Genomic DNA, 14,617 nt, shown 5'->3' with positions numbered 1-14,617 from the left:
GTTTCCATTATTCCAGGCCTTCTTGCAAACTGCCGAATCGCCAGGAAATGCCCTGGGAAGCTAACGCCTTCTGCCGGTTCCAGGTACTATGATGCTCTGCGCAAATCTTCAGACAAAGGATGGCTGGAACGTACGCACATGTCCGCTTTATCTCATTCCGAAGCCACAACGGCTCAACTTCACCTGATTGAGCACCCCAGTCGGGTCCCAGCGACACGCCTGCTCGTCGGGCGGTATGCCGCATCGCTGTCCCACGCACGGGGGGCTCGGCAGGTCGCTCGGCTGCTTTGGATTACCCCTCACCGGTTGTCCGCAGATGCGGTTCGCCGGCAGCTGGTCGAGTCCAATATCGACGCCAGCCTGGAGCCCGGCATCAAAACCTTGAGTCGGCTGGCTGAGTCGATTGTATCGATGGATCCAACTGCACCTGCGGTGGTGCCGAACGCCGCGAGTCGCTGGTTGGTCGAGCAAGCGATCGCCGAGTTGCATCAGTCGGGGAAGCTGCGGGTGCTGGCCGGAGTGGCCCAGCGTTCGGGACTAGCCGACGCGGTAGAGCAGATGATCGGGCAGCTCAAGACCCGCGGCATCACCGCCGGGCGGTTCGCTACCTGGGCCAAGCACAAACGACGCTCAAATCGCGATCGCGAATTAGCCGCAGTGCTCAGCTTGTACCAGCAGCGGCTCGACGAGGCGCATGCTGCCGACCGGTTCGACCTCACGCGCTTGGCAGCGGACTGTCTCGCCAGCACCAAGGTCGAGCAGCGGTGGGACCTGGTGGTCGTCGATGGCTTTGCCAGCTTTGCCTACTACGAGCGGCAACTGCTGCTCCATCTGGCGCAGCGAGCAGGGGAGACTTATATCGCCCTGCCGACGCTCGACCAGGCGGAGCGGCGCGAGTTGGTGAGCACCGCCCGCCGAACCAAGCAGTGGCTGGTCGACGAATGGCCCTCGCTGGAAGTGACCGAGCATCGTGACCCCGACGCATCCCCATCCACTGCATTAGAGCACCTGGCCGACCAGGTGTTTGTTCCCCCTGACCAAGCAGCACCACCGGAGCAGGAAGCGTTAGCGACGCTCGAGCAGCTACAGGTTATCTCGTCGGCCGATTCCTACGACGAGGCGGTGACCATCGCCCGCCGCATCAAGAGTCTGCTCAACGCTAAAGTCTCGGCCAGCGAGATCCTGGTGGTCGTGCCGAACCTACAGGCCGAGCGGCGCCGGCTCGACGAAGTGCTGCAAGTGTACGGAGTGCCTGCATCGTTTACCGTGCCGGCTACGTTGGGCGAGGCCCCGGCCATCCGGGCGCTCGGCAGCCTGTTATCGATCACGGCCGACGACTGGCCCTTTCGACGCGTGTTGGCTTTGGTGTCGAGCGGCTTGTTCGGCCTGTTCGATGGAGAACTCGAAGAACCACCTTGGCGGACCCTGCGCGGGGCGGCCGAATGGCTGGTGCGCGACTTGCAGATTGCTACAGGCCGCGAGTCGCTACTGAGGGCGGTCCGCGCAATGGCCGCGGCGTCCGACAAAGCCAAGGCGGCCGGCGAGCGTCCCAGCGATCGGCAAGCGGTCGCGGCGACGACGCTGACGGTGTTTGAAAAGCTGAACCAGGCTTGTATGGCGCTCCCCTCCACCGCATCGCCGCGAGAGTGGGTTGCCGCCTGCGAGCGTCTCGCCCGCGCGGTGGGGCTGGTACTCGAACCTCGGCAACCTTCCGCTTGGCAAGCGGTTCGCGAAGCGGCCGCCTGGATTGAGCGAGTTGCGGTGGCCGCGAGTGTACCGCTGCCGCGGTGGAGTGCCAGCGACTGGCTCGCCCAGCTCAACGACTGGGCCGAACGTGTTTCGCTCGCCAAACCGCTCGACGAAGAAGGCCGCGTGCGGGTGGTGCCAGTCAGCGTCGCCCGCTTCGCCCACGCCCGACATGTATTCGTCGTCGGCATGGACGAGCAGGCGTTCTCCTCGGCCATCGGTGGCGGAGGGCTGTACAGCGAGCAGCGTTACGACGAGATGGTGGCCGCCGATAGTTCGGGACGAGCCGTGTCGGCCACGCCCGCCCATGAACGCACGATGCAAGCATTCCACAGCGTGGTGACCGCGGCCAGCGAGTCGCTCACGTTCAGCTACGCTGCGCTCGATGGCAGCGGACAGTCGACGCCGGCCAGTCCGATGCTGATCGAAGCTTGCCGCACGTTCGGCGATCAACTGCTAGGACTGCTGGAAGCAACGCCTCGCATCTCGCCGCTTCCGCCCGACGGCGCGATGCCAAGCTCGTTTCGCGACTGGCGTCTCTCTGCGGTGCACGAAGCCGATCAGCAAAGTCCCAAGTTGCTCGCCAGCCTAATCGGTAGCGAACTGGCCGAGCCGATGAACCGCTCGTTGGTCGATTCGCTCGAGTTGCTGCACCACCGCGCCCGCGGCGATTCGTTTGGGCCGATGGAAGGGGTGCTATCGAGCGAGAAAGTGCGGCGGTGGTTTGCCGATCGCTACGGGCCTGATCATCAATGGAGCACCAGCCAGCTCGAGACTTACGCGACCTGCCCTTACAAGTTCTTGATGCAAAACGTGCTTCGCATCCAGCCGCTTGGCGAAGCCACGCTGGCGGTCGACTACGGTCGCCGAGGTAGCATTCTGCACAGTGTGTTTTCCGAGTTGCATCAGCGGCTCGATCTGATTGCCCGCGACCTCTTGCTGTCGCAGCACCCGGAAGCCGAGTACGAAAAGCACCTCGCCTCGGCGATTCATCTCGCCAAGCTCGACCTTACCAACTTCGGGTTGGAAGGGGTGCTGAACGAGCTGTTGGTTCGCGAAATCACCAAGTGGGCGCGGAAGTACCGTGAGCAGCATGTGGAGTACGATGCTCGCAGTCGCGACTTCGACGAGCCGATGCGGCCCACGCAGTTTGAATGGCGATTTGGCAAGGCCAGCCGTGAGTCGGACGACGAAGAGTCGGAAGACTCGACCGACGTACCGTACACGCTCGATCTCGGCGACGGGATGCAAGTGTTGCTTGGCGGTCGCATCGATCGGCTCGACACCGGCAAGGTGCATGGCACCGACGTGCTGCAGGTGATCGACTACAAGTCGGCCAGCAAGCACCCGCTGAAAGAAGAGGAAATGACCAGCGGCCGCAAGTTGCAACCGCCACTCTACGCGTTGGCTGCGGCCGAGCTGCTAAGCACCCGGGAGCAACCGATCGTGCCGCTCAAGGCGGGATACTGGGTGCTCCGCGACAAAGGGTTCGCCGATCACAACACGCAGGAGCTGTACGTCGTGCAAGCGGGGCAAGTCGCGGCGACCAAAGACTGGCAGCGACTCGACGAAGCGATTCGCGAGCGGATTCGCGAACTGGTGTTCGGCGTGCGAGCCGCAGAGTTCCCGATGGTAAACACCGACGACAAATGCACGAGCGCGTGTGACTTGAGCCACGTTTGTCGTGTGGCCCAAACACGTAGTCTGGGCAAGGCATGGCCTCCGATTCAAGACGACACGCAGGAGGCAACCGATGGCAACGCCTGAATATACCGACCAACAAAAGAAAGCGGTTCACCCCGCTGGCGAGTCGCTGGCGCTCGACGCAGGTGCCGGTTGCGGCAAGACGTTCGTGCTGACCGAGCGATTCATCAAGGAACTCGAGAAACCCTCCGACGCAGGGGCGCAACAGCGGCTCACGCAGTTGGTGGCCATCACCTTTACCGATGCTGCTGCTCGCGAGCTACGCACACGCATTCGCAGGTTGGTGTACGATCGCATCGCAACCAGCTCGGGCGAGAATCGCGACTACTGGCTGCAACTGCAACGCGCGATCGACGGTTGCCGCATCAGTACCATTCACTCCCTCTGCACCACGATTCTGCGGGCGCACGCGTTCGACGCTCGACTCGACCCGCTGTTCACCACACTCGACAGCCCCGCGGCGATGGTGCTCGAAGCCGAGGCGGTGGAGGACACGCTCCGCGAGTTGCTCGAATCGAAAGATGCCGACGCCATGCGGTTGGGGGGAGCCTGGAACATCGACCAGCTGAAGACCCACGTGCGAAGCATGATGCAGCACCACCGTCGGCAGGCGTTCCGCGACTGGTGCGACAAGACCCCCGACGACCTGCTGGCTGCCTGGCTCGAGTACTTCAAGCAAGTTATCTGGCCCGCGGCCGTGGCCGGCTTGCAGCCGGAGCTGAACGATCTGATTGACCTGCTGGGACAGTTTTCGTCGAGCGAATCCGAAGCGATGGCCGATTGCCACGAGCTGATCGACGCCCTCGTTGCGCTGCGCGACAACGAAGCCGAGGAACATCACTTCCTGAGTATCGACGAGCTGTGTCGCAACCGCAAGTATAAGCGTCCGGTCCCCTTTCTCAAAAAGGCGTGGGGCGACGACGTGCTTCACGCCGAGTTTGGCATGCTCTCGAAAACCGTCCGCGAGGCGGTGCGGGAACTGCCGGTGTTCCATCTGGGCAACGATTTCACCCGCGAGTTTGCCGAACTCGGGCTGGCCATGGCGCGAGTCTCTCGCAAGGCGGCCGAGCGATATCAGGCGGCCAAACAAGAGCTCGGCGGGCTCGACTTCGAAGACCTGATCACGGCCACCCACCAGTTGCTCACCGATCCCAAGCATCGCGATATTCAGGAGCACCTCCGCTCGGAAGTAGCCGTGCTGTTTGTCGACGAGTTCCAAGACACCGATCGCGTGCAGGTCGAAATGGTGCAGGCGTTGGTGGGGGACATTGCTGGTGCGGGCAAACTGTTCTTCGTCGGCGACGAGAAGCAGTCGATCTACCGATTCCGCGGGGCCGAGCCGCAGGTGTTCCGCGAGTTGCAGGGGGCGGTCAAAGAAGACTGGCGACTGCCGCTGTCGAAGAACTTCCGCAGCCAGCCGGCGGTACTGAATTTCGTGAATGCGCTGTTCGAGCCGTTGTTCTCCAACTATCAGGCGCTCGAAGCGAGCCGCTCGCAATTGACCCCCGAGCCGGCCATCGAGTTCCTGTGGGCCGACACCCCGAAGGCGAGCAAGTCGGGTGGCAAGCAAGCAGGCGAGACCGCACTGGCCCGCCGGGCGGAGGCTCGCACCATCGCCGCCCGCTTGCGCGAGATGGTCGACAAGCAGCAGCCGCTGGCAACCAGCAAAGGAGCAACCGAGCCGCGGCCCGTGGAGTATGGTGACATCGCCATCTTGTTCCGTGCGCTCAGCGACGTGGCCGCTTACGAAGAAGCCTTGCGAGCCGAAGGCATTCCCTATTACTTAGTCGGTGGGCACGCGTTCTACACGCAGCAAGAGATCTACGACGTGCTGCATCTGCTGCGGGTCGTGGTAAGCGAATGCGACGAGCTGAGCCTGGCCGGCGTGCTGCGGAGCCCGTTGTTCTCGCTCGCCGACGAAACGATCTTCTGGCTTTCGGTGCGCGGGCGAAGTCTCGAACGTGGGCTTTTTGCCGAGTCGCTCCCGCCGGAGTTGATGCCGGAAGAACGCGACAAGGTGATCCGAGCGGCCGACACCCTGCGGGTGCTTCGCAAGCACCGCGACGATTGGACGGTGCCGCAGCTCTTGGCCGAGGCCATGGAGCGTACCGGCTACGACGCCGCGTTGCTGGCCGACTTCATGGGGCAACGCAAACTGGCGAACGTCTACAAGCTGATGGAGCAGGCCCGTTCGGCGGTGGCCAGCGGTGTCGGCTCGCTCGACGACTTCGTCACCCAACTGGCTGAGTTTATCACCGCCACGCCGAAAGAGTCGCTCGCGACCACCAGCCCCGACACGGCGAACGTGGTCCGGCTGATGACGATTCATAAGTCGAAAGGTCTCGAGTTTCCGGTGGTGGTCGTCGCCGACCTCGATCACAAGGCCAGCTTCCATCGCAGCGCGGTCGCGTTCACTCCCGAGTTGGGCCCGATGGTAACCCTGTCGAAGAACGACTACGACGACGCTAGTTCGAAGAACTCCCCGCCGTCGGGGATGAGCCTGTTTCGCTACGTCGACAACCAGGCCGAGCGGGCGGAGACCGATCGGTTGTTCTACGTCGCCTGCACGCGGGCTGCCGACTACTTGCTGCTCTCGAGCAGCGTTGCCGACATCGATAAGCCGAGCGGCCCGTTCCTCAAGCAGCTTTCGCAGCAGTTCGATCTCAAAACCGGCGACATGCTTCAGCCAGGGCGAGTCGAGTCCGGCGCGCGCCCTCAGGTGGCTGCCTCGTTGGTGACACCGCCGGCGCCGAAGCAGTCGACTGGCAAATCGACCAACTGGCTCAAGGTGATCGAGAAGGCCAAGCAAGGAGCTCGTTCGGCGAAGATCGAGCAAGCGGCCCGACCATGCCTTGTGGCCGCTGGAGCGCGACAGCGTTTCTCGGTCACGCGACTGTCTGGGCAGATCATCCCCAGCGGTGGCGACTGGTGGCAACACGATCCCGATCACGAGCGTCTGGCGGTGCCGCTCGATTACGATCCCCTGGGCCTTGGTACCTTGGTGCATGCGGTGCTGGAACGAGCCGACCTGGCCGACGAACAGTCGATCGCCACGTGGGCCAGAGCGTTGGCTCCGCACTACGATCTGCTGCACGCCGAGCGGGCGGAGGAGCTGGCTCGCGAACTGGTCGAGCGGTTCGCCGAGAGCCCTCGCGCGGCCAGTCTGGCGACCGCCCAGCAGGTATATCACGAGGTGGAGTTCCAACTCACCTGGCCGATCGGCTCGACGAATTCCCAAGGTCGTTATCTGCAAGGTTACCTCGACTGTCTCTATCAAACGTCCGACGGCGACTGGTGCGTGCTCGACTACAAGACCAACCAGACCATGGCCGACGACACCGCGGTGCTAGCCGACAAGTACGAGATGCAGATGCTGGTCTACGGGCTGGCGGTCGAGCAAACTTGGGGCGAAGGTCCAAAGGAACTGGTGTTGCATTTTCTCCGACCTGGGGTCGAGCAGTGTTTCGCGTGGGACGACCAACAACGGGAGCGGGCGATTGCGTTGGTCGACCAGGCCCTGGCGAGCATCGACTCGGCGGAACCTATCCCCGTGTCGTAAATGCCGAAGCCCAACTTCAGTGCTTATGCAAAACACAGGCGTGTATCGCTTGTGGCGGTTAGTTTCTCCGGATTCTCTTGCCCGAGTTGCAGCCGAACTCGGTAGGGCGATCTAAACTTAGGAACCATGATTGCGCGCCCTGCTCCTATTGAATCCTTCGAAACGCCGCACGGCGGCAGCTTTGCGCTGCGCCGGTTTCGGCCGGTCGGTGAGTTTCGCGGTTCGGTCGTCTTGTTGCATGGCATCATCAGTCACGCAGGTTGGTACACTGCGAGTGCCGACTATCTCGCCTCGCAAGGTTTCGATGTCCTGGCGCTCGACCGGCGTGGCTCGGGGCTCAATACCGAGTCGCGTGGCGACATCGAGCACTGGCAAACTTGGGTGCGCGATGTGGTCGCGGTGTGCGAATCCCAGCGACGCCTGGGGCCAGTGGTGCTGCTCGGCATTAGCTGGGGCGGGAAGCTCGCCCCTGCGGTCGCGAGGGCCCGTCCCGATTTGCTGGCCGGTATGGGGCTCATTTGCCCTGGTCAGTACGCCCACCAGCAGCCGGGATTGCTGAAGCGGGGTGCTTTGGCCGCAACCGGCGTAGTCGGCGTTCACGAGAAGCGAGTTGAGATCCCGCTGCAGGATCCCGCGTTGTTCACGAACTCGCCGATCTGGCAGCAGTACATCCGCAACGACCCGCTCACGCTTCGCCATATCACCTTGCGGTTCGCCCGCGAGGATCACAAGCTCACCCGCTACTCTCGGCGGTCGGGGCCGTTCGTCACGACCCCCTCGCTGCTGGTGCTGGCAGGTCGCGATCGCATGATCAAGAACCCCCGCACGCGTCGGTATTTGGCGACCTTTGCCGCTGGCGACAAGGTGGTGCTCGAGTACCAATCGGCAGCTCACACGCTTGAGTTCGAACCCGAGCCCGAGCTGTTCTTCGAAGACCTCACCGGCTGGGTGTCGCGGGTCGTCAAACGCCAGGCGTAGCACTGTTTGCCACGGCGTCGGCCGCTGCGACACCTTGACTTCATGCACCCGCCGGTCGATCATCCAATCTCCTTTCTCCTGGCTCGGCTTCCTTCTTTATGGCATAGCGACGACGTGAAACTACTGGCTCTGGAAACAACGTGCGACGAAACAGCGGCGGCCGTCATTACCGACCAGCTCGAAGTCCTATCTTCGGTCGTCGCGTCGCAGGAAGACTTGCATCAACAGTTCGGCGGAGTCGTACCCGAGATTGCCTCGCGGGCTCACGTGGAGAAGATCCTGCCGGTCATCGATCAGGCGGTTCGCAAGGCCGAGCTGAAACTCTCCGACCTCGACGCGGTGGCCGTGGCCAACACGCCGGGGCTGTCGGGCTCGCTGCTCGTTGGGCTCACTGCTGCCAAGGCGTTGTGCCTGGCGCTCGATGTGCCGCTGCTGGCGGTCAACCACCTGCAAGCCCACGTGTACGCCTGCAAGCTCGCGAGTGGTCGCGACGTATTTCCCTGCATCGGCATGATTGTCAGCGGAGGTCATTCGAACTTCTACCGTTGCACGGCCGCGACCGACTTCACTCTGATCGGCGGCACGATCGACGACGCTGCCGGCGAGGCCTTCGACAAGGTCGCCAGCCTGCTGGGGCTTCCCTACCCAGGCGGGCCAGCCATCGGCAAGGCGGCAGCCAAGGGGGATGGCAAGCGGTTTCGTTTTCCCCGGCCGCTGCTCGACGACAAGTCGCGACTCGATTTCAGTTTCAGCGGTCTCAAGACCGCAGTTCGCTATCAGGTGCACGGCACCGGCAAGCTCGACGATACCACGCAGCTCGACGAGCAAACCGTGTGCGATGTCGCAGCTAGCTTTCAGGAAGCGGTAGTCGACTGTCTGGTCGGTAAAGCCGAACTCGCTTTACAGCAAAGTGGTTACCAGACCTTGTGCGTCGGCGGTGGAGTCGCTGCCAACGGGCGCCTGCGTGAACGGCTCGAAGAGTCGGCCGCCAAGCAAGGCTACGAGTTGTTCATTCCACCGATGTCGCTTTGTACCGACAATGCGGTGATGGGAGCGATTGCCATCGAACGTTGGAAAGAAGGCAAGTTCGAATCGCTCGATCTCGATATCTCGCCCGGGCTCGAGCGCCCTCATTAAGCGAGTTTAAACAACAACCGGCCCGGACATTGCTGTCCGGACCGTTGCTGGGTCTTGCGGGTTTCATGGTCTAGGCCGGGGAACCTAGAACTTAGCGCTAGTGCGTTCGACTTAGTAGCCGCGTTGGCACTTCGCACAATAAGGCTTGGCCGACCCGTACGAGGGATAACCTTCGTAAGTGGGGTACGTGGTGACAGGTTGCTCGTTGATCACAGGCTTGGCAACAACGCGACGAACCGGCAGTTCACCAGTGCGGAACTTGCCCAGCACTTCGCTCCACTGTTCGGCCGAGACGTCGCCCGACTGCGAGTGAACAATCACCTTGCCATCCTTGTCGGTAATGGCCATGTAAGGGAACGAGGTCGTCTTGAAGGCTTCGGCAACTTTCTTGCCATACTTGGTGGTCGCGTCGATGTGGCACAACTGATAGTCGGCCAAGGCACCATCGGCCATGTTGTTCAAGATCTCTTCGTTCAAACTGTGCTCGGCGGTGCCGGGCTCGTCGATCACTACCAACATCGGGCGATCGTCGCTGCGGGTCTGCTTGAGAGCCTCAGCGTAGTCACTACTCCACTGGGGAGCCGCCGGTTCGTTGGCACTCAATCCAAAAGCGACGGTGACCAGGGCGAAGTAATGCAACATGAAACAACTCCTTTGCAATTTTAGCCATGCAACCAAAATGGGTCTCCATGCGAGCGTGAATCCACGCGATTCAAATCACTCGCGGCGAGCGGTTGGCTAGCTAACCAAACTAGAGTGCGGGGGGGAGGGGGGAGAGGGCCGAACGTTTCCTGCCGAGTAGCGACAGTCGGTGCTCGGTCTCGAGTGTTCCGTAGGGAGGGGGAAGGATGATTCAGGGTGGGAGGGGGCCAACCTTCGTGGCCTTCAAAAACTCGCAGCCTCGTTGCGAGCTGATGGGGGCAATCATGGCGGTCGTACTGGTCAGGTTCAAGGGGCAAACTAGGGTGGGTTTACCGATCGAGCGATCGAGGGGGAGTTCGCCGGTTTGTGCATTTCTCCAAGTTTGCCAAATCTGAGTTTGAGTTGAAGTTGTTGTCTCACAACGAGTTGAAGTCGATTTTGAGGAGCCGAAAACGGCTCGATTCTCTCCTGACTGGTCCCCTAAATTTGTCACAGAAAAAGCAAAAGAATTCATCTGAATAGGTGATGTTGGGTGATTTGGGAGGTCCTGGTGGAGTTGTCTTTGTGGGGGAAAACCCCTGGTTTTCGACTTTTGCGACTCGGCATCCGCGCGAGCAACGCTTTGTGCTCGGCTTGGTTCGACCATCGATGCGACTTACCCATCGCTGCTCAACTTCAGTTAGAATGGCCCTGCTGGAGTACTCGTTTTTCTTGACCAGGATTGAACTACCATGAAGCGACGTGACTTTATTGCCTCTTCGGCTGCAGCTTTGGGAGCCACCGCTGTAGCGAGCCAATCGGCCAGTGCCCAGGAAGCGGTCAAGCCGACCCCATTCAAACTCAAATACGCCCCGCACTTCGGAATGCTCCAAAACCTGGCGGGGGGCGACATGGTCGATCAGCTGAAGTTCGCTGCCGACCAGGGCTTCACTGCCTGGGAGGACAACGGCATGAAAGGCCGCTCCAAAGACACCCAGGACAAGATTGCCAAGACCATGGAGTCGCTCGGCATGACCATGGGCGTGTTCGTGGCTCATGCTAGCTTTGGCGATCACGCGTTTGTGACCAAGAACAAGGATGCCCGCCAGAAGGTGGTGCAGGAAGTTCGCGACAGTGTCGAAGTCGCCAAGCGGGTGAACGCCAAGTGGATGACCGTGGTTCCCGACTCGTGCGTCAACAATCTCGAGTGGGGCTACCAGACCGCCAACTGCATCGACTTGCTGCGCGAACTGGCCGAAGTGCTTGAACCGCACGGCCTGGTTATGGTGCTCGAACCACTGAACTGGTGGGCCAACCATCCTGGGTTGTTCCTCACCAAGATTCCGCAGGCGTACGAGATCTGTCGCGCGGTGAATAGTCCGAGCTGCAAGATTCTGTTCGATATCTATCACCAGCAGATTCAGGAAGGCAATCTGATTCCGAACATCGACATGGCCTGGTCCGAAATCGGCTACTTCCAATGCGGCGATAATCCCGGCCGCAAAGAGCCTGGTACCGGCGAAATCAACTATCGCAACGTCTTCAAGCATATCCACTCCAAGGGCTTCGAAGGCATCATGGGCATGGAGCACGGCAACAGCCAACGTGGCAAAGAAGGCGACCAGGCGGTGATCGATGCCTACCGTGCGGCCGACGACTTTTAAGCTTGTCGATTCGGTAATAACGTGAAAGAATCCATAGCCGGCGGGGCCGTTTCCCCGCCGGCTATTTGCAACTTGTGTACTCGCACCCCCCGAATTGAGATGAAGTATCTGGTATTTCTGCTGCTGCTCGTGATGGTTGTTTCTGCTCCGATCAAGGCCGCCGAGCCACTGAAGGTGATGACCTTCAACATTCGTTACGATGGCGGCAAGCGGTCGTTGCCGGGGCCCGAAACTCCGTGGATTGCTGCGAACGGCAAGAACCGTCGCGACCTGGTACTCGACGTGGTCGAGACCGCCGATCCCGACCTTCTCGGGCTGCAGGAAGCGCTGCCGCACCAGGTGCAGTCGGTTTGCGATCGCATGAAAGCTCATAAGTGCTATTCCGTGGGGCGCGACGATGGCCAGCAGGCCGGCGAGCATTGCACGTTGCTCTATCGGGCCGACCGTTTCGAAGTGGTCGACCAGGGAACGTTCTGGCTCTGCAGCACGCCCGACAAAGCGGGCGCCAAGCATCCCGATGCAGCTTGTGCACGCATTGCCTCGTGGTTGCGGTTGAAGGATCTGAAAAACTCGAAGGCCGAACTCCTGGTGCTCAACGCCCACTGGGACCATCGCAGCCAACCCGCTCGCGAGTACGCTGCCCAGGCGATCGTCGATCATCTGGCCAAGCTGGGAATCGTCGATAACGTGATCGTAATGGGCGACTTCAACGCCAACCCGGGAAACAAAGCAGTCAAGCTGCTGCTGGAGGACAAGCGAGTGCCGCTGGTCGATTGCTATCGCGCGGTGCACACCAAACCATCGGAAGACGAACGCTCGTTCAACGGCTTCACCGGCGAGACCAAGGGTGAACGCATCGACTACCTGCTCGCCGGCAAGGGCTTGCTGCCCACCTCGGCGGAGATCGTCCGCACCTCGTTCAACGGGGTCTACCCCTCGGATCACTATCCGATCGTCGTCGAGATGACCTACGACCAAAAGTAGTACACGCGGGTCGACGCACGCACCACGAGCTCTCCGCTTGGTCGCGGGGAAAATAGATTCCCAATTTTCCCATCGATGGGAAAATTGAATCTGCACGCACGCTACAAAACCAGTGGTTTTCGCGCCCGAATAGATTCCCATTTCCCAAAACGCATCGAGTGGGAATCTATTTTCCCGCTGCGCACTTGTCGCAAGTCGTTGGTAGCTATGAAGTTGCATCAACACCTCCGCGATAGATACCCAAAATAGATTCCCACCCATGGGAAACTATTTTTGGGTAGGGACACGATTGGGGATTGCGGATTGCGGAATGTCATCTTGAAGGAGCTTCCAGCGACCGAAAGATCTAGCCTGCAGCTTAGAGCTTACAGCCTAAAGCTTTGGCAACCGCGCAGCAGCGAACCCCCACGCAACCGAAATCGCGGTCAGAGACCGCTCCTACAGCGCGATTGCGTGGTAGATGGTTTCAGTGGATTTCATGTCCTCTCGGTTACATCTCTCCATCCTCCAACTACGGACTACTGACCACAAACAAAGGATAACTCGATACCTGTCCATTAGAGCATCACAGGTGGCCAATTCCCAGTGAAATCTGGAGAGAATCCAAGCACCAAATTCACCCTCCGCTGGCGGAGGGTCGGCCTCTCAGGGCCGGGGAGGTGGGAAGCGGAAAACGCCCCTCACTGTTTCAAATCCGACTGCGGCTTGTACCCAACCCAATTAGATAATGGAGACGGATAAGGATCCAAGCAGACTCAGACCACCACCTGCCCTCCCGCTTGCGGCCAATAAAGAGACGCGGGTCGGGCTATCAGGCCCGGGGAGGGTAGCACCAGAGAACGGCACGAGAATCAAACCAGCACGCAGAGTCGCAGAGTCCGCGGAGCATCTGGGTAGCACCAATAGCGGGGGCGCACTGCATATCGCCACTCCGCAAAACACTCCACGCCCAGTTGTCGGTGGACGAAGCCCAAGAGGCTATCCCATCCGTGATGATCGGTGTTCATCCGAGGCTTGAAGAAAACCGTCTCCTTGGCGGCTGGGAAGCGTTTGCATCCTTACGCTTCGTACTTCTGAGCGCCGGCTAGTAGGGCGGGGGCGAAGTCTTGTTGCACAAACTCGTTAATCCACGAGGCCGTAGCGCTTTTGTCGGCGAAGTGATGGAACAGCGCGCGGAAGAACCCGTCGGGCACGTGGGAGCGTCGCTGGAAGTCCATCAGCTCGCGCCGCCATGATTGCTGATAGCACTGGGTCGCGAACTTCGCGTTCAGCGGAAACCACAGTTTGTTGTCGAGCGTCGAATTCAATAGCCAAGGGGTCGCGATCGCGCTGGCAACCGCGATAAACCCAGCCACGATGAGGCCGCCATCGAGTCCTTTGTCGCCGAAGATCACTCCAAGAATCGTGGCAATGACGCTGCCGAGCATATAGCCTAGCATCATGGCTACCAGTCCCACGACACCGAGCAGCACGACCCGACCGACCAGCGCGGCCGACCAGAGCCAACCGATGCGCGAGCCGTTGCACTCTTGCTCCAGGCGATTGAGCAACGCGTCGGCGCGGCTCGCCCAGATGTTCTCGTTGATCTCATGCTCGGTCGAGATCGACTGTCGCTCGGCCACGTCGTGCGAGGCCCACGCCCAAATGGGGTAGAACTTGTGAAACAGGTCGCCTTGGTCGATGGGGAACTCGGCCATCAAGGCTTCGTTGCGGGCGAGGATCTCCATCTGCACGGCCACGATTGAGCGGTCGCCGATCTCCTGCGACTGGCTGAAATAGTCCTGCAACGCAGCATCCATCTTCGCCCGCAGCGACGACCCCTGGGCGAACTGATGACGCACCGCCAAGTACTCGCGGGCGAGCGACAGCAGTTCGACATCCCACTCGAGCCAGGGGGGAATGCTCTCAAAGTTCTCTTCGACAAACGCGAACTGCTTGGCCGACCAGCCTTCGACTTCGGTGTCGCGCCACATCGCACTCTTGAGCATGTGGATCAAGAACGCCATGCGGCCGACGATGTGCGAGTCGCGTAGTTCGGCCTCGCAGCGATCGAAGGTGCTGGAGAACTCGTAGAAATCGCACTCCTGCATCACCACTTGCCAGGCGGGTTCGGTGATCGGATAGAACTCGTCGGTGCGGATCGCCTTGGCCGCCAGCGGCAGCAGCTTGAGCAACAGCTTGCCAGATTGTGGGCCGCGAAAGTACTCGTGCAGCAGTTGTTTGA

At 60.8% G+C, this 14,617-nt stretch carries 8 protein-coding genes; 6 read left to right on the top strand and 2 right to left on the bottom strand.

The features are described 5' to 3' along the window. The first annotated feature begins 138 nt into the window (after nt 1-138). From Pan181_RS20375 to tsaD, 4 genes are all read left to right on the top strand, one after another. Nucleotides 139-3,513: a PD-(D/E)XK nuclease family protein gene (locus Pan181_RS20375; RefSeq protein WP_145249557.1), complete on the top strand. Its 3,375-nt coding sequence runs from the start codon at nt 139-141 to the stop codon at nt 3,511-3,513. Further along, nucleotides 3,500-7,009 carry a UvrD-helicase domain-containing protein gene (locus tag Pan181_RS20370; protein WP_145249555.1) on the top strand — a complete coding sequence of 1,170 codons (3,510 nt, stop codon included), beginning with the start codon at nt 3,500-3,502 and terminating at the stop codon, nt 7,007-7,009. The genes Pan181_RS20375 and Pan181_RS20370 overlap by 14 nt, the downstream gene beginning before the upstream one ends. Before the next feature lie 126 nt (nt 7,010-7,135). Further along, nucleotides 7,136-7,987, top strand: coding sequence for an alpha/beta fold hydrolase (locus tag Pan181_RS20365; protein ID WP_145249554.1), 852 nt, complete (start codon nt 7,136-7,138; stop codon nt 7,985-7,987). Nucleotides 7,988-7,993: 6 nt separating this feature from the next. Continuing rightward, the gene (gene tsaD, locus Pan181_RS20360) at nt 7,994-9,124 is read left to right on the top strand and encodes a tRNA (adenosine(37)-N6)-threonylcarbamoyltransferase complex transferase subunit TsaD (protein WP_231943657.1); all 1,131 of its coding nucleotides are present in this window, start codon (nt 7,994-7,996) and stop codon (nt 9,122-9,124) included. A gap of 111 nt (nt 9,125-9,235) precedes the next feature. On the opposite strand, the gene Pan181_RS20355 is transcribed toward tsaD, so the two are convergent. After that, entirely contained in the window at nt 9,236-9,766 is a 531-nt protein-coding gene (locus Pan181_RS20355; RefSeq protein WP_145249552.1) for a thioredoxin domain-containing protein, read from the bottom strand. Nucleotides 9,767-10,497: 731 nt separating this feature from the next. Between Pan181_RS20355 and Pan181_RS20350 the strand changes: the two genes are divergently transcribed. Both Pan181_RS20350 and Pan181_RS20345 read left to right on the top strand, forming a co-directional pair. After that, complete coding sequence (locus tag Pan181_RS20350) at nt 10,498-11,409, top strand: hydroxypyruvate isomerase family protein (RefSeq protein ID WP_145249550.1); 912 nt, start codon at nt 10,498-10,500, stop codon at nt 11,407-11,409. 99 nt (nt 11,410-11,508) lie between these two features. Beyond that, complete coding sequence (locus Pan181_RS20345) at nt 11,509-12,393, top strand: endonuclease/exonuclease/phosphatase family protein (RefSeq protein WP_145249549.1); 885 nt, start codon at nt 11,509-11,511, stop codon at nt 12,391-12,393. A gap of 1,058 nt (nt 12,394-13,451) precedes the next feature. Here the strand turns inward: Pan181_RS20345 and Pan181_RS20340 are convergent. After that, complete coding sequence (locus Pan181_RS20340) at nt 13,452-14,567, bottom strand: hypothetical protein (RefSeq protein ID WP_145249547.1); 1,116 nt, start codon at nt 14,565-14,567, stop codon at nt 13,452-13,454. Nucleotides 14,568-14,617 lie beyond the last annotated feature (50 nt).

It is taken from the genome of Aeoliella mucimassa, assembly GCF_007748035.1.
In the GTDB taxonomy this organism is placed as follows: domain Bacteria; phylum Planctomycetota; class Planctomycetia; order Pirellulales; family Lacipirellulaceae; genus Aeoliella; species Aeoliella mucimassa.
The sequence above is the reverse complement of the archived record's forward strand: the minus strand, read 5'-3'. Positions and strand labels throughout refer to the sequence as shown.

Coding starts and splice junctions, on each gene's coding strand:
- Pan181_RS20375 (WP_145249557.1), top strand. CDS start 139: ATGTCCGCTTTATCTCATTCCGAAGCCACAACGGCTCAACTTCACCTG.
- Pan181_RS20370 (WP_145249555.1), top strand. CDS start 3,500: ATGGCAACGCCTGAATATACCGACCAACAAAAGAAAGCGGTTCACCCC.
- Pan181_RS20365 (WP_145249554.1), top strand. CDS start 7,136: ATGATTGCGCGCCCTGCTCCTATTGAATCCTTCGAAACGCCGCACGGC.
- Pan181_RS20355 (WP_145249552.1), bottom strand. CDS start 9,766: ATGTTGCATTACTTCGCCCTGGTCACCGTCGCTTTTGGATTGAGTGCC.
- Pan181_RS20350 (WP_145249550.1), top strand. CDS start 10,498: ATGAAGCGACGTGACTTTATTGCCTCTTCGGCTGCAGCTTTGGGAGCC.
- Pan181_RS20345 (WP_145249549.1), top strand. CDS start 11,509: ATGAAGTATCTGGTATTTCTGCTGCTGCTCGTGATGGTTGTTTCTGCT.